Here is a 22,813-nt window from a genome sequence, read left to right as displayed (position 1 = left end):
CCTATTATTTTTTTCTTTGTTCGATTCTACGTTCACGCTTTTTTATTTTATCCATTTCCCACTGCATCTTCTTCTTATATCCTGGTTTAACTTTGGAGGGCTTCTTCACCAATGATTTGGCCTTCTGATCAGCCTTATCTTCTTGTCTTACACGTGTTTTCCGCTTATTACGCTCATCAATCGTTACAAACTCATTATTTTTTAAATCCACATGATTAAATTGAATACCCATTTTTTCTAACCGATTTAACGCATCTTCATCAGAAGCCTCATAAACGGTTAAGGCAATCCCAGAATGTCCGGCACGGGCCGTCCTTCCCACACGGTGGATATAAAAATCTAAATCCGTAGGCAGTTCATAGTTAATGATATGGCTGACTCCTTCAATATCAATCCCACGCGAAGCGAGATCTGTGGCAACAATATATTGGTAATCCAAATCCTGAATTTGCTTCATCATCTGTTTTCGCTCTCGTGGACTTAAATCACCATGGACGCGGCCAACTTTTAACCCTTTTTCATTTAAAAAGTAGGCCACTTCTTCAGCCATTTTTTTGGTATTGGTAAATACAATCGCTAAATAGGGATTGTAAGCAAGAAGCGCATCATGAACAAGCTGCTTTTTACTCCGGTGTCTTGAAGGCAAAAGATAGTGTTCCAAATTTTCTGCTGCTTTTCGTTTTGGCTCAATTTGTATTGTTTTTGGATTTTCCATATACTTTTTAAGAAATGGTTTTAATTTTTCTGGAATTGTTGCTGAGAAAACCAACATCTGTAGGTTTTCAGGCATTTTTCCAGCTACTCTGTCCAGGTCCTCGATAAAGCCCATATCTAACATCATATCCGCCTCATCCACCACAAGGATTTCAGCAGTATGGACAAATAACGCCTTATCGCTCATAAGATCCTTAATTCTTCCTGGAGTTCCAACAACAATATGAGGCTGAACTTTTAATTTTTCAATTGTCCGCTGCTTGTCGGTTCCCCCAATGTAGCATCTAGACATGATTTTTTGCTCTGGGTTACTGTGCTCCGTTATTTTTAGAATTTGTTGGTAAATTTGAGAGGCGAGTTCTCTGGTAGGTGCAGTGATAACAGCTTGAACTTCAGGTCGTTTCGGGTCAATTTTTTCAAGAATAGGCAGAACATATGCTAGGGTTTTTCCCGTCCCAGTTTGTGATTGCCCAATTGCACTTTCTCCCTTTAAAACGACAGGAATCATCCGTTCTTGAATTTCTGTAGGCTCAGTAAAACCGAAACCTTTAATAGCTTCTATAATAAATGGTTGAAACGTAAAACGATTAAAACGGTTTTCTTTCATATATTTTCTCCTTATATAAAAAATATCTAATGACTTTTAGAGCAGTTTTCTTACGTTAGCAAGAGTTTCCACAATTTATTCCATCATGCAATTATAGTCAATATTCCTCCAAAACTCCAGTTATCTTTTGTTTTAATATCATTTTCTACTTTCTGCGGACTTTTAAACAACTAAATTTAGTCTTTGTCCTGTGTATAATACCTAAACCAAATTAGGGAAAGTGCATAATTTAAAGCATGAGGCAATTTGAAAGGAGGCTTTAGAGATGCAACCAAGACCTAGAATGCCAATGCAAGGGGGAATGGGACCTGGTCCATTTGGGCGTAATCAGCAGATGATGAATCCGGGATATAGCCCTTTTGGCGGCAGGAGTCCAATGATGGGGCCCTCATCCAACCCATTTGGAGGAGGATTTAATCCGATGATGGGGCAAATGATGGGAAGACCAAACCAAATGAATCCAGGGGGCGGAGGACTACTTTCGAAATTATTCGGAAGGGGAAATCAAGCCGGCGGCTTTATGGGGATGCAATCTGCAGGTAGAGCAGCATCCAGCGGTGGAGGTCTGCTTCAATCATTAAGTAACCCCGGCGGACTTACCAATATGTTAAACAATACACAACAGGTGCTAAAAACAGCTCAATCCATTGGTCCGATGGTTCAACAGTATGGTCCGATGATAAAAAATCTCCCTGCGATGTGGAAGATTTATAAAGGATTTAAAAATGCAACTAAGAACACGGATGAGGAACCAGAAGAAAATAGCCAACTTACCGAATCAGCCTCGACTGAATCGTCAAGTCATGAAGAAACTGTAAAAAGAAGTTCAAAAAAGAAACTCCAACCCAAGACAAATCAACAGCCAGCAGTATCAAGAAAAGCATCACAGCAAAAAGGATCATCCATTCCCAGAATGTATATTTAAACCAAGAATGCTGGCAACAGCATTCTTTGATTGTCGAGAGATTTTTTCTCGGCAATTTTTTATTTTGTCCAAAACTTAATTTCCAAATTTATATATAATTCGCCTGCTAACAGGCCTGTTGGTTTCCGCTCCGGGCACTCGCTTTCCGCGGGGAGGTCCTGGAGCCTCCTCGGCGCTTAGGCGCCTGCGGGGTCTCAAGTGACCTCTATATCCCGCAGGAGTCGAGTGCCCTCCACTCCAATCAACAGGGAGGCAAATCAAAATAGTATTGCAACACACAATTCCCTTGCTGGTTCAGTTAAAAGAGCCTTTCATTTAAATTATTTAATCCTATAAACCGGCACTTGCGAAGACTGTGCAGCTCTTTTGAAACTGCAAAGCTTTGCTCAATTTTTTTCTTTCTAAATATACCAAGCATTTTTCATTTGTATTGGAGTTGAAGAACTTATTGAATACACCTGTTGATTGGCGCGGAAGGCACGAAGACTCCTGCGGGAGTACGGAGCAGGGGAGACCCCGCAGGCGCTGAAAGCGCCGAGAAGGCTCACCGCAACGCCCGCGGAAAGCGAAGTGTCTGGAGCGCCAATCAACAGACTTGTTAAAAATACCTTATAACTCAACTGCCATTTTCCCTAAATGTTTCTAAGGAAAAATGTATCTTTGTATTATATCTATTAGTTTTATATAATAAATACATAAATCTATGAATTAATGTCTTTTTTAGGGGGACTTTTAATATGCAAATCATCAAAATTTCACCGAGAGGTTACTGTTATGGCGTAGTGGATGCTATGGTCATTGCTAGAAACGCAGCTTTAGATAAATCATTACCTCGTCCAATCTATATATTAGGAATGATTGTTCATAATAAACATGTGACTGACGCTTTCGAAGAAGAAGGAATTATTACTCTTGACGGCAAGAATCGGAAAGATATTCTTAATAAAGTCGATACAGGCACAGTCATTTTTACAGCTCATGGAATATCTCCAGAGGTTAGACAACTAGCTAAAGAAAAAGGCTTAGTAACCATTGATGCAACTTGTCCTGATGTCACGAGGACTCATGATTTGATTGAAGAAAAAACAAAACAAGGGTATCAAGTGATTTATATTGGAAAGAAGGGTCATCCAGAACCTGAAGGCGCAGTAGGTGTAGCACCCGGCAAGGTTCATCTTGTTGAGACACCACAGGATGTAGAAGCATTAACCATTAACGTAGACAAGCTACTTGTAACCAATCAAACAACAATGAGTCAATGGGACGTAGCTGACACAATGAAAAAAGTACAGGAAAAATATCCACATGTAGAAGTATATAACGAAATCTGCCATGCAACTCAAATTCGCCAAGAAGCGGTAGCAGAGCAAGCTACAGAAGCAGATGTAACGATTGTTGTCGGAGACCCGAAAAGTAATAACTCTAATCGACTGGCACAGGTTTCAGAGGAAATTGCCGGAACAAAAGCATACCGTATTGCTGATATTACCGAATTAGAGATTGAATGGATTAAAGATGCTAAAAATGTTGCCGTTACATCAGGTGCCTCTACACCAACACCAATTACGAAAGAAGTAATCACGTTCCTTGAACAATTTGACCCAAACAACGAGGCAACATGGGAACGTCGTAAAAAAGTTCTACTAAGCAGAATTTTACCAAAGGTTAAAAAATCGGAATAATTACGAAAAGAACCGTGTCCAATGACCGGTTCTTTTCGTTTATAGAAATTGGAATGGATCTGTATTTTCTTCAGAAGGAAAAATATCCACCGAAAAGCCAGCGTTTTCGCACATCTCTTGTAAAATAGCCGTTAACCCCTTCTTCATGACCTTTTCGACATTATGACCTGGATCAATCATATTCAAGCCTTGCATTGCAGCGTCATGAGCGGTGTGATAATAAATATCTCCGGTAACATATACATCTGCCCCTTGATATTTAGCATTCATGAAGTATTTATTACCGTCCCCGCCTAGAACCGCCACCTTTTTTACTTTTGCCGACAAATTGCCAACCACTCGTACATGTGAGACTTCAAGTGCCTTCTTTACTTTTTCTGCAAATTCTCCTAATGTCATCTCAGGAACTTTCCCGATTCGTCCTAGACCGAGCGCATCTCCCTTATTCTCTAGCGGATATACATCATATGCTACCTCTTCATATGGGTGTGCCTTAATCATCGCTGTGATTGCCTTCTTTAGAAAAGACTCGGGAACAATGGTCTCAATTCGCACTTCCTCTACTTCTTCTACTTCACCTGGCTGACCGATAAACGGGCTCGTATTTTCACCAGGTAAAAATCTACCAGTTCCATTCCCTGAAAATGAACAGTGGCTGTAATTGCCAATAAACCCTGCGCCTGCATTTCCAAGTGCTATTCTGACCACTTCAGCGTGGCTAACTGGGACAAAAACAACTAATTTCTTTAACATCGTCTTAAATGTGGGTACAAGAACCTCGGTTTCTTCCAATTCTAATGCTGTGGCAAGGAGGTCATTTACACCACCCGTCGCTACATCAAGGTTGGTATGTGCTGCATAAACAGCAATATCATGCTTTATTAATTTTTCGATCATATTCCCCTGGACAGTGTCGGTTAGCAAATTTTTAAGCGGCCGGTAAATAAGCGGATGATGGGCGATAATCAGTGAAACCTTTTTTTCTATTGCCTCATCAATCACATTTTCAAGGACATCCAGTGCAATCATGATTCGTTCGACCTTTTTATTTAAGCGTCCTATTTGTAATCCAATCTTATCGCCTTCCATCGCTAATCCTTTAGGAGAAAACTGTTCAAAAAGTTGAATAACCTCATGGCCATTAGGAATCTTCATAGCTTAATGCCTCCTCTGCCAACTTTATTTTTTCAAGGATTTCTTGCTTTTTTTCAATGTTTTCCGGAGATTGTGCAGCCCCCTCAAGCGCTTCGTAAATACGCTGCCAGTTTTTCATTTCTGTTCTCCATTTTTTCTTAAAGGTTTGACCTTGTTTTTGAACAAGGTATGGCCCAACTAATAGCCCCATGGTTTTATTGTTTTTATAGGGCTTATAGGGATCACCTTTTTCACCAATTAATACCTCGTATATTTTCCCATCTTCCTCGAGTATTTCTTCGGCTACAAGTTCCCAGTTATTATTAATAAACCAGTTACGTATGGAAATTGCACTAATATTCGGTTGCAGCACAAGCCTCTTAACTGAGGTTAGCTTTTCTTTACCGTTCTCTAAGATACTCGCGATTAGTGCTCCGCCCATTCCGGCAATGGTAATACAATCGACTTCTCCGTTTTGAATAACCTCAAGACCATCCCCCAGCCTCACCGAAATGACATCAGATAATCCTTCTGCTAAAACATTTCTCTCTGCTAACTGGCAAGGGCCCTCAGCAACTTCACCAGCAATGGCATAGGGTATCCCTTTGTTTTTTGCTAAGTAACAGGGTAAATAAGCATGGTCAGAACCGATATCTGCTAGCCTTGCCCCCGTTGGGACATGGTCCGCCACTGTAGCTAACCGAGCTGATAATTTATTTGTATTCAAAAATACCACCACTTTAATAAAAATTATTTAATCCAAAGCATTAAATGTTGACGATTGTCCAGCTCCAGTAACTAGACACTGGAGCTTTTCGTTTAGTATAAAAAAAGTCCTTTACAGATGCAAAGGACTCTCTCTAATTATTTTAATGTAGCTAACCAATCTGCCATAGCAGCTGCTTGCTCTTCTTTTACCAGGCCTGCTGGCATGCCTGTACCTTTACCTTTTGTAACAAAGGTCATCAGTTGTTCCTTAGAATACTTGCTGCCCACACCTTTTAATGTTGGTCCTACTACCCCTTGGTACTGATCGCCGTGACAGCCAATACAAGATTGCTTATAAATGTCCTCAGGCTTTGATGCGGCTACCTCAGTTTTCTCAGTACCTTCCCCTTTATCCTTCGCAATTTCTTTACTATCACCAAGGCCTTTGAAAGACAAAATTAACATAAGCACAATTCCAAAAACCATGATGAGGACGTAAGGAATAACCGGATTTCGCTTCATGATATTACCTCCCTTATGTACGTTCGTGTGTTAAATATGAAAATAGTCTACAAACAACTACTATTTTACTTGAAAAAGAACAGAAGGAAAAGCCCTAAAGTTATTTTATCACTATAATCTTAATAAAAAAAAGAAAACAGGCTAAATTAGAGAATATATCTAGTTTAGCCTGTTTGTTTTTATTTTCCCTATGGAGTATTTAACAACCAATCAACCTTGATATGACCATTCTTTGTACTTCGGATGTGCCTTCGCCAATTTCAAGTAACTTAGCATCCCGCATCATTCTCTCAACATGATATTCTTTCATATATCCATAGCCGCCATGAATTTGAACGGCCTGGTTGGTCACTTCCATGCAAATTTCTGAAGCATAGAGTTTACACATCGCAGATTCCTTTGAAAATGGTCTTCCCTGATCTTTTAACCAAGCTGCTTTATAGACCATATTCCGAGCCAGTTCAATTTTCATCGCCATATCGGCAAGTTTAAACTGAATTGCTTGAAAAGAGGAAAGTGACTTCCCAAACTGTCTTCTTTCCTTTGCATAGGCTAGTGCTTTTTCATAGGCGCCCTGAGCTATACCTACGGCCATCGCACCAATCCCAATACGTCCGCCATCCAACGTTATTAAAAACTGTTTAAAGCCCTCTCCTCGCTTTCCCAACAGGTTCTGGGCAGGCACTCGTACATCTTCTAATACTAATTCTGTTGTATTTGAAGAATTTAAGCCCATTTTTTCATAGTTATCAATGATAGAAAATCCAACGGCACTTGTCGGAACAATGATGGCACTTATTTCTTTTTTACCATCCTTTTCTCCTGTCACGGCCGTCAAAGAGAGATGCTTGGCATAACTGGCATTGGTAATAAAACATTTATTGCCGTTTATTACATACTCACCGTTTTCTTCTCGTGCTGTTGTTTGAGTCCCCCCGGCATCTGAGCCAGCATTAGGTTCGGTTAGACCAAATGCTCCAAATGATTCCCCCGTACAAATCGGAGTTAAATATTTTAGCTTTTGGTCCTTTGTGCCAAACAAATGAAGCGGCGCCCCTCCTAAAGAAATATGAGCAGAATAGGTGATTCCCGTCGACCCGCATACTCTGCTTAACTCTTCAGTTACAATCGCAAAGCTTACTGTATCTGCACCTGCCCCGCCATATTCTTCTGGAAAAGGTAGTCCCATAATTCCCATCTCAGCTAATTTCTTAAATATTTCCACTGGAAACTGCTTGGTGCGGTCACGCTCGACCGAACTTGGTGCTACCTCTTCTTCAGCAAATTGACGCATTGTTTTTTTTATCATTTCTTGCTCAGCAGTTAAGTCAAAATTCATATTCATCCCCCTTATCCAATCCATGAATGCGCTTTCTTTACTATTATAAGAGTAATTATCCCAAATTCCCAATATTTTAATTTTTTAAAAATATTTACTATATAGCTATAATAAAGGAGATTAACTAGAACAAAAAAAATCAAAAAGATAACACTATCCTGACAATGAAAAATAGATTTATTCCTTTTTTTACAAAAATAAAAGTTCAAAATCCCAATCAGGAAATACTCAAGCCTATTTGCAAAATGAGCGACAATTCAGTAAAATGGATTCAAATACAGAAAGTGCTTACATTTTTTTATTTTGTGGTTTGGCATAGAAATGAACAAAAAAATAGCCTACTTCAAGTAATGAAGTAAACTATTCTTTACGATGTATTTTATTCTAAGAAATCCTTTAAACGCTTGCTGCGGCTTGGATGGCGTAATTTCCTTAATGCTTTTGCCTCGATTTGACGGATACGCTCACGAGTAACACCGAAGACCTTACCGACCTCTTCAAGTGTACGTGTACGGCCATCATCCAGTCCAAAACGCAGGCGAAGAACATTTTCTTCCCTATCTGTAAGTGTATCTAGGACATCTTCAAGCTGTTCTTTTAATAATTCATAAGCAGCATGTTCTGAAGGAGATGTTGCATCCTGATCTTCAATAAAATCACCGAGGTGGGAATCATCTTCTTCACCAATAGGTGTTTCGAGTGATACAGGCTCTTGGGCAATTTTCAAAATTTCCCTTACCTTATCAGGTGTTAAATCCATATCTTCTCCAATTTCTTCTGGTGTTGGTTCGCGGCCAAGATCCTGAAGTAATTGACGCTGAACACGAATCAATTTATTAATGGTCTCAACCATATGAACTGGAATACGAATCGTCCTAGCTTGGTCAGCAATTGCACGTGTGATTGCTTGACGAATCCACCATGTTGCATACGTACTGAACTTAAAACCTTTTTGATAATCAAACTTTTCAACGGCTTTTATTAAACCCATATTGCCTTCTTGAATTAGATCAAGGAATAACATGCCACGGCCAACATATCGCTTAGCTATGCTTACGACGAGTCTAAGGTTTGCCTCTGCAAGGCGCCGCTTGGCTTCTTCATCACCTTGTTCGATACGAAGTGCTAACTTTTTTTCCTCATCAGCTGAAAGTAAGTCAACCCGGCCAATTTCTTTCAGATACATACGAACTGGATCATTAATCTTAACTCCAGGAGGAACGCTTAGATCATTTAGATCAAATTCATCATCATCGCCTTTTGCAAGTTGCTTAGGATTTGGATCTTCCTCTTCACTATCACCAACGAGTTCGATACCTTGATCACCGAGGAATTCAAAAAATTCTTCCATTTGGTGAGAATCTAGTTCAAAATTAGCCAATTTCTCAGCAATATCATCATAGGCAAGGACGCCGGTTTTTTTACCCAGTGCCGTTAACTGGTCTTTCACTTGTTCAAAAGTGAATTCATTTTCCACTTCTTTTGAACGGGCCGATTTTTCTGCAGCCATATGTCCCCCTCCTTCTAGAATCAAAGACAGTAAGATAAAATCTATAGAGATTTACGCAATTGAATGATTTCCATTGCAATTGCAGCAGCTTTACTATTATCACTTTGTCGCTCTGCTTCTTTTTGTTCCACTTCTTTTTCTTTTATCTTTAACAATTTTTGATAATTCAACACCTGTTTGATATAATCAGTTAATTCCTGATTGGATAATTCATCGTTTATAGACATCATTTCAATGTTTGCAACCATTCTTCTTAAATTAACATCTTGAATGAAGGATAAAAATGCACCTGAGTCTGATTCGAAATGATCTTCATAAAATGCTAACAGATAAGTTATTATTGCCTGATGTTCATCAATATTAAACGTATTCCCTTGCAATAACTCCTGTACTTTATAAGCCACATCCCGATCTTTTAACATGTGAGCAATTAGCCGTCTTTCTGCTGTGTAATGAGCAGGCTTAAGTTTACTCTCTTGCTTAGGGATGACGATTGGCTTATTAACTGGTTGATTATTACCAGATGATTTTCTTTTTTCTGCGAAAAACATCTCTTTTTGCTGCTGCTTTAAAGCATCTAATGAAAGTGAAAATTCGGCTGCTAGCTGTCGTAAATAATGATCCCTTTCAACAGCTTTAGTCAAAGTGCTGATTTCCTTAATTATCACTTCGATATAAGCTAGCCTATCTCCTTCAAGCTGCAGATTTTTTCCTCTACGAAAGTAAAGAAATTTAAAGGCCATCCACGTTAAGCTTGCACCGATAACCTCGTTACGAAACTTTTCTGAACCATTTTTTTTAATGTATTCATCAGGGTCCATTCCATTAGGCATCATCGCAACTTTTATTTGAAAGCCCGCATTGTTTAGGTGGTTTCCGGCTCGATACGCTGCTTCTATCCCAGCCTTATCTGAATCGTAGCATATGGTTACGGATTGGACACTTTGCCTTAAGAGGGCTATATGTTCATCTGTCAAGGATGTTCCCATCGTGGCAATACCATTTTCCACACCAGAACGATCTGCGGAAATTACATCGGCAAATCCCTCAAATAAAACAGCAAATTGCAATTTTTTTAATATTGGTTTCGCATTATGGTAGTTGTAAAGAATTTTACTTTTATTAAAGATTGGTGTTTCAGGACTATTTAAGTATTTGGGCTCCTCGGCCCCCAGTGTTCTTCCTGAAAAAGCAATCGTATTACCATTTCGATCAAAAATTGGAAACATAATTCGATCCCTAAAGCGATCGAAATAAGTCCCATCCCTTTCCCGTTTGATAATTAATCCGGCCTTCTCCATCCATTCCTGTGGAAAATCTCTTTTCGAAAGAAACTTAGTCACAAAATCCCATGAATTTAAAGAATACCCTATTTGGAACTTATCAATTGATTCTCGGGTGAATCCCCTGTCTAGCAGGTATTCCAAAGCATGCTGACCTTCTTTTGTATTTACTAACAAATGATGGTAAAATTTTTGTAATAACTCATGGGCCTGAAGAAAAGATTGGTGCTCATGTGAAACCTTTTTTTCACCATGGCCCCCAGATAAATTAATTTCCAGGTCAATATTTGCCTTCGCAGCTAGTTTAATGGCTGCCTCCTGAAATGAGACACCTTCCAGTTCCATTAAAAAAGAGAAGACATTACCGCCAGCGCCACAGCCAAAGCAATGGAAAATTTGTTTATCAATTGATACAGAAAATGAGGGTGTACTTTCTCCATGGAATGGACATAATCCGAAGTAATTTCGCCCTTGTTTTTTCAGTTGTACATAATCGCTGATAACTTCGACAATATCAACTGAATGGCGAATTTGATTAAGCTTTTCTTCGGCAATCCGTTCTGCCATGAAAACAACTCCAATTGTACTATCATTAATTCGTTAGGCACCCTTTAAATTCCTGCAAATTTCGACAAAAAATTATTTAATTTTGTTTTTGCTGCATCCTCTAATAAATAAATCAGCAGCTTCCTTCCCAAAACCAACATATTTCCTGTCCTCATATGTAGATTTTCCTCTTTCATATGATGATTAAAGGAAGCGATAAAAAGATCGATAATACTTTACTCGAATGCTATTTCGACAATCTCCGTCAAGCGAGCAGGAATCTGCATCGACATAAATAGTCGGATTGCCTTTTACATAAGTATTAATTCTACATCACTCCGCATATTCCTTCTTTACCCAATAACTTTTGTAAAAGGATTTATGTCGAATTCTTTTTAGGGGGTCCCCTTGACATCTCACAATAAATAGTTTATTCGTTCATAAGCAAGTCTAAACCTAAAAAGATATATTTTTATCACAATTTTTTATTATAGTACATTTATTATCATTTTGCCATAACTTTTTATCATTATAATTTCACTATCTTTCAGAAGAAAACACATAATCAGTTGATTATGTGTCAAGCTCTCCCTTTATGAATATAATTTAAGATAACATTTGCAGTTTCTTCGACTGCTTTGTTAGTAACATCAATAACTGGGCAGTTTATTTTCTCAACTATTTTTTCAAAAAAGATTAACTCCGCTTTGATTCTTTCAAGAGTAGCATAACTTGCCTTATCATTCAGCCCTAATGAAATTAATCTTTCCTTCCTGATATTATTTAACTTTTCAGGACTTATTTTCAAGCCAAAACATTTCTCGATTGGAACCCTGTAAAGTTCTTCTGGAGGATCCACTTCTGGTACAAGCGGGACATTAGCAACCTTTAAACGTTTATGAGCCAGATATTGTGAAAGTGGTGTCTTTGAAGTTCTAGAAACTCCAATTAAAACGATATCTGCTTTTAATATTCCTCTTGGGTCGCGGCCGTCATCATATTTTACAGCAAATTCAATTGCTTCCACTTTTTTAAAATAATCCTCGTCTAATTTTCGTACAAGACCTGGTTCACATAAAGGCGTTTTCCCACTAAAGACTTGAATCTGATCCATAATTGGTCCAATTAAATCAACAGCTAGAATACCCTCTTGTTCTGCTCTATTCTTAATATATGTACGCATTTCAGGTTTCACTAAGGTAAATGCTATCATTGCTTTATCCAATAAAACTAATGAAAGAACTTCTTCAATATGTTCTTCGTCTTCCACATAAGGAAATCTTTTTAATGTCATTCCTGAGCCATTGAATTGGCTTATAGCCGCTTTCGTCACTAGCTCAGCCGTCTCCCCCACTGAATCAGAAACAACATAAATAATTGGTAAACTCATTCTCCCTCAACAACCCCTCTACTTGATGTCTTATTTACTCGTCACCTAATGCAACAAATGCTTTAGTAATGTTTGTTTTGGTTAACCTACCGATTACCTCAAATCCATTCTCTGTTTTTCGAACCACAGGTAGTGCATCAATTTGCTTTTCAATTAATTTCTTTGCGATATCGATTAATAAATCATCCCGTTCACACATTGTAATATTCGGCATTCTTGTCATAATGATATTAACAGGTATGGTAGATAGTTCTTGTTTCCCTATGCTTGCTCGTAGTAAATCTTTTCTGGACAAGACACCAACAAGGATTGTGTTTTGATCCACTACAAATAATGTTCCCACATCTTCTAGAAACATCGTACAAATCGCATCATATACGGAGATATTTTCGTTTACTACAACTGGAATCGATTGATAATCCTTCACATAAATTTTTTGTAAATTTTCGGTTAATAGCTGCGCCCCCGACTTTCCGGTGTAAAAATATCCCACCCTTGGTCTTGCATCTAAAAAACCAGCCATCGTCAAAATGGCAAGATCCGGCCGTAGTGTTGCTCTCGTCAGACTTAATTGATCTGCAATATGTTCCCCCGTAATAGGCCCATTTTCTTTTACAATTTGCAAAATATGTTCTTGCCGTTTGGTCAGTTCGATTGTTGACACCACCTTTTATACCACTTAGAAGCTTTTATCTAAATTATTTTATTAGCATTATTATATACTAATGCATCTACTAAGAAAACTCGCCATTTGGCGAGTTTTCCATTAAAACATCATTTTTTCTTGCAAAAAGCTAACTAGTTCAAGGATTGGAATACGTGTTTGTTCCATGGTATCACGATCACGGACAGTTACCATATTGTCTTCTTTAGAGTCAAAATCATAGGTAATACAGAATGGAGTACCAATTTCATCGTGACGGCGATACCGTTTACCAATCGAACCTGATTCATCAAAATCAACTGAAAAATGTTTAGCTAGCGTTGCAAATACTTCACGTGCTTCTTCAGACAATTTCTTTGATAAAGGAAGGACGGCTGCCTTAAATGGTGCTAATGCTGGATGGAAATGCATGACTGTCCTAGAGGTGCCATCTTCAAGCTGTTCTTCTTCATAAGCATCAATTAAGAAGGCTAACGTAACTCGGTCTGCCCCTAATGAAGGTTCAATACAATAAGGGACAAATTTCTCATTTGTTTCAGGATCTAGGTAATGGAAATCTTCACCTGAAAACTCCATATGCTGCTTTAAATCATAATCTGTCCGAGAGGCAACACCCCAAAGCTCTCCCCAGCCAAACGGGAATTTAAATTCAAAATCAGTTGTCGCATTACTGTAGTGAGATAATTCATCTTCTGAGTGGTCACGAAGACGTAAATTTTCTTTGGTAAGTCCTAAAGACATTAACCAGTTCTCAGCATATTGTTTCCAGTAATCAAACCATTTTAGTTCTTCACCAGGTTTACAGAAAAACTCAAGTTCCATTTGTTCAAATTCCCTTGTCCGGAACGTGAAATTCCCCGGTGTAATTTCATTTCGGAAACTTTTACCAATTTGGGCAATACCAAATGGCATTTTCTTTCTCATCGTCCGCTGTACATTTTTAAAATTAACAAAAATACCTTGTGCTGTTTCAGGGCGTAAGAAAATTTCATTAGTACTCGATTCTGTAACACCTTGGAAGGTTTTAAACATTAAGTTAAATTGACGAATGCCTGTAAAATCATGACTGCCACAGTCTGGGCAAGCAATATTATGTTCTTTTACCAACTCTTCCATTTTTTCAAATGGTAAACCATCAACCACCATTTCGATGCCTTTTTCATCCAAAGCATTTTCAATTAATTTATCGGCCCGATGGCGGGCTTTACAATTTTTACAATCAATCATCGGATCATTGAAATTCCCAATATGTCCTGATGCTTCCCAAGTACGGGGGTTCATCAGAATACTAGCATCTAAGCCCACATTAAATGGTGATTCTTGAACGAACTTTTTCCACCAAGCCTGCTTAATATTGTTCTTAAATTCAACGCCAAGCGGGCCATAATCCCAAGTATTTGCTAGTCCCCCATAAATTTCTGAACCTGGAAAAATAAATCCTCTATGTTTTGCATGTGAGACGATTTGTTCCATTGTTACATTCATTGAAATTGCTCCTTTTAATTGATTTTAAATCAAACAAAAAACTCTCGTTCCTATGCTAATAAGCATAGGGACGAGAGTTACCCGCGGTTCCACCCTATTTGCTGCCCCAAAAGCAGCCTCTTTAAATGTGTTTTAAACACAAAGTTTGCTCAGGAACGCCTTCGTTAGTGCCCTATACCCTAGCTCACACCGCCCTAGGTTCGCTTTTATAAGGATTACTAAGTACTCTTTTCCGTCACTGCAATTATTTTATTAAAGAAAATAATAACGAAAACTCCAAACATTGTCAACAAGGCATTTATAAGAGATTGCGGAATTTATCCATAGATTGAAGAAACTTCTTGGATTTAAGGTGCAGCCCAGAATATTCTTCGTAGTAGGAATTAATAACCTTCTTAAGTTCAGCTTTAGTTTCTTCTTTAACAGATATGTTTCCTAACCTAGAAAGATCTAAAAAGTAAAATAGCCTTAATAATTTTACCGCAGCTGGTGATAATGGAAGATGATACGGATCTTTTTCCAGACAACGATGACAGATAAAACCACCTTCTCGAATGGAAAAAGAAAAATGTCCGTCTGTACAGCCGCAAACGGAACATTGATTTAAGATTGGGTTCAATCCAAGTACATTTAACATCTTCATCTCATATATATTCATGAGAATATCAGGGTCATACCCTTCATTTAAGTAATTCAATGTCTGAAAAAGCAATTCAAAATGAAATGGGTTAGGTTTTTTTTCTTCCGTGCATTTATCGGTCAACTCGACAATATAACTAGCATATGCAGTTAAAAATATGTCTTCACCAATCGCTCTTAATGAAGTAGCGGTCTCACCCTGCTGCAGGCTACCTAACCCTGAGCCTCTCGTGATTAAATAATAACCGTGGGTAAACAGCTGTGTGATTGAAGAAAGGCGGCTGTTAGGCTTTTTAGCACCACGAGCCATCACACCCACCTTTCCCCATTCTCTTGTATAAATCGTTACTATTTTATTTGTTTCACCATAATCTGTTGATCGAATAACAATGCCTTCACACTTCTGAAGCATTAATGTCACCTTCTAAAATAGCACGAAGACAAACTCATGAAACGGGAAAATCGATTTGTGCTAGTTCATCATTCAGATTTCCGGGTATTTCTTGGTTTTCCTTCTCAAGTTCTTTAATGAGAAGATATGTGTCAATATTACCTGTTTGGAGGAATACTTTCCACGTAAAATCCATCATCGAAAACCCCACCTTTCATATTTAGACTAGCTATCTTTCAGTCCCAAACCTTACATTTATCATAGCCTGCCAGCGCAAAAATCATAAGATAAAAATTTTGTTAATGTTGTCCATGCATATTTTTAATTTAGCGGTAATATTTTAGTTAGGGTTATTTGAAAGCGGAAGCGCCTTTAGACTCGGGTTAATCAATATTCATCTTCATTGAAGCCGTAATCTCGCAGCTGGGACATCTTATTACGCCAATCTTTTTGTACCTTTACCCATAACTCTAAATAGACTTTCGATCCCAAAAGATTTTCAATATCAGCTCGAGCTCTTTTGCCTATTTCTTTTAACATGCTGCCTTGCTTGCCGATAATGATTCCTTTTTGTGAATCACGTTCAACAATAACTGTGGCCATTACATCAATAATTTCTTTACCTTCACGACGCTCCATTTTATCAAGTACCACAGCTAAAGAATGTGGGATTTCCTCTCTGGTTAAATGAAGCGCTTTCTCTCTAATTAACTCGGTAATAATAAACCGTTCAGGATGATCGGTCACTTGATCGGCAGGATAGTATTGAGGTCCTTCAGGTAAAAATGACTTAATCTGATCCAGCAGACGCTCGACGTTGTTCCCTTCAAGTGCAGAAATTGGCACAATTTCTTTAAAGTTATATTTTTCTTTATACGATTCAATAATTGGCAACAGGTTATCAGGATGAATTTGATCTATTTTATTTATTACAAGAAAGATTGGAGTATTTACTGATTGGAATTTTTCAAGTATAAATTCTTCTCCACGACCAAAACCTTCTTCAGCATTTACCATAAATAAAATCAAATCTACTTCTTTAAGTGTATTTACAGCTACCTTCATCATAAAATCGCCTAATTTGTGTTTGGGTTTATGGATCCCTGGCGTGTCAATAAAAATCATCTGAGCATCATTCACTGTTAGTACGCCTTGAATTTTGTTCCGGGTGGTTTGTGCCTTATCGCTCATGATTGCAATTTTTTGGCCGATTACACGATTAAGAAATGTAGATTTACCAACATTAGGCCGGCCTATTATTGAAATAAAACCTGATTTATAACCTTTGCTAGAGTTCTCATTATTTAACATGAAGGTCCTCCGGTGCAAATGCTCCAGGCAATAAATCTTCTACGGTAATTTCTAACGTATCACCCTTTAAGTTTGTTAAAATAACCCTCATATCTTTGGAGCATAATTCTGAAATCACCTGCCGGCAGGCACCACATGGGGAGCATGGCCGGTCTGTATCTGCTACCACCGCAATCATTTGAAAATCCTTATCTCCCTCTGAATAGGCTTTAAATAAGGCAGTACGCTCGGCACAGTTACACATACTATAGGCGGCATTTTCTATATTACAGCCATGATATACTTTTCCATCTTTTGTTAGCAAGGCAGCACCTACTCCGAACTTGGAGTATGGGACATACGCTTTTTCTCTTGCCTTTTTTGCTTCCTCAATTAGTTGTTCGATGTTCACTAGTGTTCTTCCCTTCCAGCAGAATCTGCTGTTCCTTTATTTTACCTCAAAATCCATTGAAAATCATTACCCAAAGTCAAAAAAATCAAAAAATTAGAATTTTCTTACAAATCAGCTAGTCCATAATTTTCGCTGATAAGTCATTTTACCCAATTCATAATTTCTTTTCAAATTTCATACAACATATACTCCTCAAATGGCCTACCCTAACTTAAAAATATAGGGTAAAAAAACAATGATCCCAATTGCGACAGAAAGAATAGCATACACAAATACTGCTCCTGCAGCTAAATCTTTCGCCTGTTTGGCCAAAGGATGATACTCTTTTGTTACGAGGTCAACAACTCTTTCGATTGCAGTATTTACTAACTCTAAAACCAGCATTCCCCCTATCGCCATTAGGATAAATAACCATTCTGTTTTAGTAATTGAAAAGTAATACGCAACTATTAGAATAACAATTGAACTACATACATGGAAACGCATATTTTTTTCGTATCTTATTGCGTTTGCTATTCCTGCAAAAGCATACGAAAATGATTTAAAAAAACTCACTTGTGATCGTTTATCGTTTGAGTCCATATTCGTCTAATATTTCCTTCTGGAGTGTGAACATTTCTTTCTCATCTTCTTCTGTCATATGGTCAAACCCTAGTAGATGCAAAAATCCATGAACTGCTAGGAAACCAAGTTCACGTATAAATGTGTGTCCATATTCTTCAGCCTGCTCGATTGCCTTTGGAATAGAGATAATAATATCACCTAAAACACGAGGCATTTCAGCTCCTACGAGTTCCACTTCACCTTCCCCAAGCTCTTCCATAGCAAACGAAATAACATCTGTTGGCTTGTCTTTATCACGGTATTCTCGGTTAATTTCCTGAATTCTTTCATTTGAAACAAATGTAACGGAAACTTCACTATGCTGTTCAACCTTTTGTTTTTTAGCTGCAAAGTTAATAATTCTTTCAATTTCAAGCTTTTGTTCTTCAGAAAGACTTTCAGTTTCGTCGATACAATCTATTAGTAATGTCATGCTTGCTTCACCTTCTTTATCATTTCTGGGTACTCAATTCTAGAATGAAAAATTCCTTTTAATGTCTCACATAAGGCCTCGGATACAGTTTCTATTTCCCTCATGGTGAGATCACATTCATTTAGTTGGCCATCTTGAAGACGATCGGCAACAATTTTCTTAACAAGTGATTCGATTAAATCTGGCGTAGGCTGTGACAATGACCGAACAGCGGCTTCCACACTATCAGCGATTCCAACCACAGCAGATTCTTTTGTTTTTGCCTTTGGCCCTGGATAACGATAATCCTCTTCCCTTACCTCCGTATCCCCCTGGATAGCTTTGTGATAAAAGAATTTTAGTAGGCTTGTTCCATGATGCTGTTCAGCAATATCAATAATTTCCTTTGGCATATGATATTTTTTTAAGATATCTGATCCATCCGTTACATGGGCAATGATAATATTTGCGCTTCTTTCCGGCGGGAGACGATCATGGGGATTCTCAAGATGCATTTGGTTTTCAATATAAAAGTTAGGACGCTTTGTTTTACCAATATCATGGTAATAGCTCCCTACTCTAGCTAAAAGCCCATTTGCTCCGATGGCTTCACAAGCAGATTCTGCTAAATTTGCGACCATTACACTATGGTGATAGGTACCAGGTGCTTCCATTAGTATCTTTCTAAGCAATGGATGGTTTGGATTAGAAAGTTCTATTAGCCTCATTGTTGACAATATCCCAAAACTCGCCTCAAAGAAAGGAAGGAAACCAATCGTTAACACTGCAGAACCTATCCCTGAAACTACTGCTGTTATCAAATAGTATCCATATTCAATTCCAGAAAATTGCCCATTAGGCAAATACATCAAAGCTAATATAGTCAGGATATTTACGAGTGCAGCAAAGGTTCCTGCCTGCAAAATCTTCGACCGTTGGTTTTGATTGCTTAAAAATAGGATTCCCGCTAGCGAACTGAAGAGGATATAGATACCCTCAGAAAAGTTTAACGTCCCAGTGACCCCTTCATTAAAGAGGATACTACCACAAACCGCCATGATGATTGACATTAAGGTGGCGAGCTTTTCATCAATTAAAATTTTTATTATCATTCCACCTAAAGCAGCTGGAAACAGGTAACCGATCCCTGCGTAATTAAAGATTTGCAGCATACTAATGATTTTCATAATAGTAATCGCAAGAATGAAAATAATCCCAAACAAAAGCAAGTTTGTCTGTCTCTTTTCTGGAATTGATTTAATTTGTGAAAAATAAAAATAAATCGATGATAGGATGATTGTTATTAGGACCATTAATCCAATAAATGGTTTATAGGATCTCTCGTTGTCGAGGAGACCAACTAACTTTAATTGTCGATATATATCTTGGTTAATTAATTCACCTTCTTCAACAATTATTTGACCTTGAAGGATTTTTGCTGGTTCAACACTTTCGACCGCTTGCTGCCTTAGTTCTTCTGTTGCATTAGGGTCATAGAATTCATTTTGAATGACCGCATATCTGCCTAATTCAATGACGCCATTTCTTAAATTATCATTTAAGGTCGTATATTTTAATTCTTCCTCAACCCTCTTTTTGGCATTCTCTACGTCATCAGCAGAAATACGTTGAGCCATTACATTATTAATTGCTGTAACAGTTAAATCCTTCGCAATCGACAATTCATCATTACTTGCTTGTACTAAAGCAGCAAAGACCTGATCGGATAGACCCTTTGATACAGTTGATGTTAATTTGGCTTTTAACCGATCAATTTTTTCAGTATCACTCGGCTCAACTTTTACAGGCTTTTCTTCTGCAGCTAACTCTGCATGCTTCTTAATCTCATCTTTTATTTCATCATTCATTTCAACCATTGCTTGAAAAATGGAACTAATTAAATCAACTCGATTTTGTGTGTATTCCTTTTTTAAGGTATACACATCTTGAACTTGGTCGAGAGCATCCTTACGTTTATTTTCTGTACTTTTTTTATCCTCCACAGTTCCAGGAGAACGTATGGTTTTTTCTGCAACTGAAAACAAACTAATATCCAACTTTTCAGGTTTCACATTGCTATACATCGCTGAAAATAACACAATACCTAAAACAATAAAAAATAGAATGAGAAAAAAAGTTATATCCAGCAGTTTGCGTATTCGAATGAAGTATTGCTGAAGTGTACTCACATATATCCCTCCAACCACTGCCCGTTAAAAAAATTCTTTGAGATTAAATAGTTACCATAAATTGTCATATATTCTCTATGTGTGCTTTATGTAAAATGATAACAGTTTTTCTAACAAGTTTCACCCACTTTAGGAGAAGATTTGTTTTGAGTTCTAATATAGGCAAGAAAAGAGGTAAACCTCCAATAGGTCTACCCCTCTTGTTATTGTTGAATTGCTTTCTTCTCGTAAGCCTCGATAATTCTTCCAACGAGCGGATGACGAACCACATCTGTTTGTTCTAAAAAAACAAACGAAATACCATTGACATTCTTTAGGATGGATTCTGCAGCAATCAATCCAGACTTTGCTCCTTTTGGCAAATCAATTTGTGTTTGATCGCCTGTTATAACCATTTTTGAACCGAAACCCAATCTTGTTAAAAACATCTTCATTTGGGCATGGGTAGTATTTTGGGCCTCATCCAGTATAACAAAAGCGTCATCCAATGTCCGCCCCCTCATGTAAGCAAGTGGGGCAATTTCAATCGTTCCGCGTTCCATTAACCTTTGGGTATGCTCTGTTCCTAATATGTCGTGGAGTGCATCATACAGAGGGCGCAGATAAGGATCTACTTTTTCCTTCAAGTCTCCTGGTAAGAACCCTAGGCTCTCTCCCGCCTCAACCGCAGGTCTAGTTAAGATGATTTTATTAACCTGTCCATTTTTCAGGGCATTGACCGCCATGACTACTGCTAGATAGGTTTTACCTGTTCCAGCAGGTCCTATCCCGAAAACTAGGTCAGTTTTCTTAATTGCCATCACATATTGTCTTTGACCAAGTGTTTTTATTCGAATTGTTTTTCCTTTAGCGCTTTTACCAATTTCTTCCTCATACAAATTCACAAAATACTCTAGTGTACCTGCATTTGCCATTTGAACAGCATGAAGTACATCTCTTTGGCTTATATTTATCCCTTTACGGATCACAATCATTAATTTATTCAGAATCTGTCCTGCAAGATTTACCTTGTCTTCATCACCAGATAAACTTACTGCTTCACCACGAGTAATGACTGTGACACCCAACTCCTGTTCGATCATTTTTAAGTTGGAATCAGAATTCCCCAGCAAACTAATCGCTTCTGCAGGATTCTCAAGCTGTACACTTATGGTAGTTAACTTCTCTGTCATTCACTAGTCTCCTTGGAAATCGGTTGTCCGACTGCAATATTTTCAATTACCTTAAAATGAATATCCAGTATAACTTTACCATTTTTATTTACCTTGTGTAAAATTTTTTCATCCTTTATGATAGCATCCTCATCTAACCGCTCTTTTATTTGTTTTTTTGCAAGATCTATGGCAATTTGTTGTGCTTCTTTAACGGTATAAGAACGCACTACCTCCTCCCGCTCACGAAGGGTCTTATTGAGATAAGATATTGGCAATTCCCACTTCAAGAAATGAATTTTATGATCATCCTCTTCTGATTCATAATTACTAAATTCCGGCTTGCCAAATCCCCAAACAGGGAGTTCAAATTTACCAAAGACGATGTAATGCTTTTCCTTTTCTTTTCCATTAAAAACTTTAAAGTTCGTAACTAATGGGAGTTCAACATGACTTTTATACCAAGTTTCCCCCCATACTTCTCCCTTTGCAGCCACAAGCTCTGGTTTATCTTCTTGACCGAATGCACCCGAAACAAGAAGTTGCCCTGCCTCAACGTGATCATTAATATCGACCATTTTTTGACCATTCTCAATATACATATTAACAATGATTGCTTTCTTCTTTGCAATTAGATTTCTCGGGGATAATTTCTCGGGTTTTTTCGGCTCATTTTTTTCGACTACTTGGAAGTGAAAGGTTGTCCCTTTTAATTCCACACCAACCCAGGTCAAGTCTCCCACATTATTGGTTAAACGGCGTTGAATGCCCTCCACATTATCTACAAAAAATTGCAACTTTCCTATTTTCACACCCATCTTGTCCAATTCTTTCCGAATTTGATACTCTGTCGCTGGCTTTGCTCCTTTTATTTCAATTCCCCAGATTACATTGGAAAGCACCATTAAAAGTAACAGAAAAATTCCTGCCCCCGCCAAAAAGCCGCTATTTTTTAACATTCTCCGAATTAAAAAAGGAACCCCGTTCCTTCGTAAGAAGGAGATGGAGCATTCACTTTTCCTTGCATAATGTCGAATATTTTTGGCATCCTTAAGCCTCATACTAAAAGTAATCGTCTCTGTTCCATGCCTTTTAATATTCCAAATTGGCAGATCATTTCTTGTAAGGACGTTAATAAATCGTTCTGTGCCCTTCCCTGATACTTTAACGGTAACTTTGCCATTAATAAATTCGATCCATTGGTTATTCATTATGTT

The 22,813-nt window shown here is 38.0% G+C and carries 21 protein-coding genes and 1 other annotated feature; of the genes, 2 read left to right on the top strand and 19 right to left on the bottom strand.

Going from position 1 to position 22,813, the window contains the following annotated elements; all coding sequences use genetic code 11:
• Window positions 1-4: 4 nt before the first annotated feature.
• Window positions 5-1,321, bottom strand: a complete 1,317-nt coding sequence (locus V7121_RS12450; RefSeq protein WP_335546717.1) for a DEAD/DEAH box helicase — start codon at window positions 1,319-1,321, stop codon at window positions 5-7.
• Window positions 1,322-1,586: 265 nt separating this feature from the next.
• On the opposite strand from V7121_RS12450, the gene vrrA reads away from it, so the two are divergent.
• Together vrrA and V7121_RS12440 are read left to right on the top strand one after the other, a co-directional pair.
• Window positions 1,587-2,246: a VrrA/YqfQ family protein gene (gene vrrA / locus V7121_RS12445; protein WP_335546715.1), complete on the top strand. Its 660-nt coding sequence runs from the start codon at window positions 1,587-1,589 to the stop codon at window positions 2,244-2,246.
• A 737-nt stretch (window positions 2,247-2,983) separates the two neighbouring features.
• A complete protein-coding gene (locus tag V7121_RS12440) occupies window positions 2,984-3,928 on the top strand; it encodes a 4-hydroxy-3-methylbut-2-enyl diphosphate reductase (RefSeq protein ID WP_335496429.1) in 945 nt (314 codons plus the stop codon).
• Between the two features lie 39 nt (window positions 3,929-3,967).
• On the opposite strand, the gene V7121_RS12435 is transcribed toward V7121_RS12440, so the two are convergent.
• From V7121_RS12435 to yqfD, 18 genes are all read right to left on the bottom strand, one after another.
• Window positions 3,968-5,083 (bottom strand): Nif3-like dinuclear metal center hexameric protein, encoded by a 1,116-nt coding sequence (locus tag V7121_RS12435; RefSeq protein ID WP_335496431.1) that lies wholly within the window; start codon window positions 5,081-5,083, stop codon window positions 3,968-3,970.
• Entirely contained in the window at window positions 5,070-5,789 is a 720-nt protein-coding gene (locus tag V7121_RS12430; RefSeq protein WP_335546713.1) for a tRNA (adenine(22)-N(1))-methyltransferase, read from the bottom strand. The genes V7121_RS12435 and V7121_RS12430 overlap by 14 nt, the downstream gene beginning before the upstream one ends.
• A gap of 137 nt (window positions 5,790-5,926) precedes the next feature.
• Window positions 5,927-6,292 carry a cytochrome c550 gene (cccA, locus tag V7121_RS12425; protein ID WP_335496436.1) on the bottom strand — a complete coding sequence of 122 codons (366 nt, stop codon included), beginning with the start codon at window positions 6,290-6,292 and terminating at the stop codon, window positions 5,927-5,929.
• A gap of 199 nt (window positions 6,293-6,491) precedes the next feature.
• A complete protein-coding gene (locus V7121_RS12420) occupies window positions 6,492-7,631 on the bottom strand; it encodes an acyl-CoA dehydrogenase family protein (RefSeq protein ID WP_335496439.1) in 1,140 nt (379 codons plus the stop codon).
• A gap of 379 nt (window positions 7,632-8,010) precedes the next feature.
• Window positions 8,011-9,141: an RNA polymerase sigma factor RpoD gene (gene rpoD / locus V7121_RS12415; protein ID WP_335496441.1), complete on the bottom strand. Its 1,131-nt coding sequence runs from the start codon at window positions 9,139-9,141 to the stop codon at window positions 8,011-8,013.
• Between the two features lie 41 nt (window positions 9,142-9,182).
• Window positions 9,183-10,991 (bottom strand): DNA primase, encoded by a 1,809-nt coding sequence (dnaG, locus tag V7121_RS12410; RefSeq protein WP_335496444.1) that lies wholly within the window; start codon window positions 10,989-10,991, stop codon window positions 9,183-9,185.
• Window positions 10,992-11,550: 559 nt separating this feature from the next.
• Window positions 11,551-12,360 (bottom strand): pyruvate, water dikinase regulatory protein, encoded by an 810-nt coding sequence (locus V7121_RS12405; protein WP_335496447.1) that lies wholly within the window; start codon window positions 12,358-12,360, stop codon window positions 11,551-11,553.
• Window positions 12,361-12,394: 34 nt separating this feature from the next.
• Window positions 12,395-13,027: a helix-turn-helix transcriptional regulator gene (locus V7121_RS12400; RefSeq protein WP_335496449.1), complete on the bottom strand. Its 633-nt coding sequence runs from the start codon at window positions 13,025-13,027 to the stop codon at window positions 12,395-12,397.
• Window positions 13,028-13,126: 99 nt separating this feature from the next.
• Window positions 13,127-14,509 carry a glycine--tRNA ligase gene (locus tag V7121_RS12395; protein ID WP_335496452.1) on the bottom strand — a complete coding sequence of 461 codons (1,383 nt, stop codon included), beginning with the start codon at window positions 14,507-14,509 and terminating at the stop codon, window positions 13,127-13,129.
• A 63-nt stretch (window positions 14,510-14,572) separates the two neighbouring features.
• Window positions 14,573-14,757, bottom strand: a binding site (T-box leader).
• A gap of 50 nt (window positions 14,758-14,807) precedes the next feature.
• Window positions 14,808-15,560 carry a DNA repair protein RecO gene (recO, locus tag V7121_RS12390; RefSeq protein WP_335496454.1) on the bottom strand — a complete coding sequence of 251 codons (753 nt, stop codon included), beginning with the start codon at window positions 15,558-15,560 and terminating at the stop codon, window positions 14,808-14,810.
• Between the two features lie 34 nt (window positions 15,561-15,594).
• Window positions 15,595-15,738 (bottom strand): YqzL family protein, encoded by a 144-nt coding sequence (locus V7121_RS12385; RefSeq protein ID WP_066257674.1) that lies wholly within the window; start codon window positions 15,736-15,738, stop codon window positions 15,595-15,597.
• 188 nt (window positions 15,739-15,926) lie between these two features.
• Window positions 15,927-16,850, bottom strand: coding sequence for a GTPase Era (era, locus tag V7121_RS12380; protein WP_335496457.1), 924 nt, complete (start codon window positions 16,848-16,850; stop codon window positions 15,927-15,929).
• Window positions 16,840-17,241 (bottom strand): cytidine deaminase, encoded by a 402-nt coding sequence (locus tag V7121_RS12375; protein WP_335496459.1) that lies wholly within the window; start codon window positions 17,239-17,241, stop codon window positions 16,840-16,842. Before V7121_RS12375 ends, era begins: the two co-directional genes overlap by 11 nt.
• Before the next feature lie 201 nt (window positions 17,242-17,442).
• Window positions 17,443-17,823, bottom strand: coding sequence for a diacylglycerol kinase family protein (locus tag V7121_RS12370; RefSeq protein ID WP_335496462.1), 381 nt, complete (start codon window positions 17,821-17,823; stop codon window positions 17,443-17,445).
• Window positions 17,807-18,277, bottom strand: coding sequence for an rRNA maturation RNase YbeY (ybeY, locus tag V7121_RS12365; RefSeq protein ID WP_335496463.1), 471 nt, complete (start codon window positions 18,275-18,277; stop codon window positions 17,807-17,809). The genes V7121_RS12370 and ybeY overlap by 17 nt, the downstream gene beginning before the upstream one ends.
• The gene (locus V7121_RS12360; RefSeq protein ID WP_335496465.1) at window positions 18,274-20,445 is read right to left on the bottom strand and encodes an HD family phosphohydrolase; all 2,172 of its coding nucleotides are present in this window, start codon (window positions 20,443-20,445) and stop codon (window positions 18,274-18,276) included. Before V7121_RS12360 ends, ybeY begins: the two co-directional genes overlap by 4 nt.
• 203 nt (window positions 20,446-20,648) lie before the next feature.
• Window positions 20,649-21,617: a PhoH family protein gene (locus tag V7121_RS12355; RefSeq protein ID WP_335496467.1), complete on the bottom strand. Its 969-nt coding sequence runs from the start codon at window positions 21,615-21,617 to the stop codon at window positions 20,649-20,651.
• A complete protein-coding gene (yqfD, locus tag V7121_RS12350; RefSeq protein ID WP_335496470.1) occupies window positions 21,614-22,807 on the bottom strand; it encodes a sporulation protein YqfD in 1,194 nt (397 codons plus the stop codon). Before yqfD ends, V7121_RS12355 begins: the two co-directional genes overlap by 4 nt.
• Window positions 22,808-22,813 lie beyond the last annotated feature (6 nt).

The organism is Neobacillus drentensis, assembly GCF_036962125.1.
Lineage (GTDB): Bacteria > Bacillota > Bacilli > Bacillales > Cytobacillaceae > Neobacillus > Neobacillus drentensis_B.
Note: the sequence above shows the minus strand (reverse complement) of the source record. Positions and strands in the feature narration are given on the sequence as shown.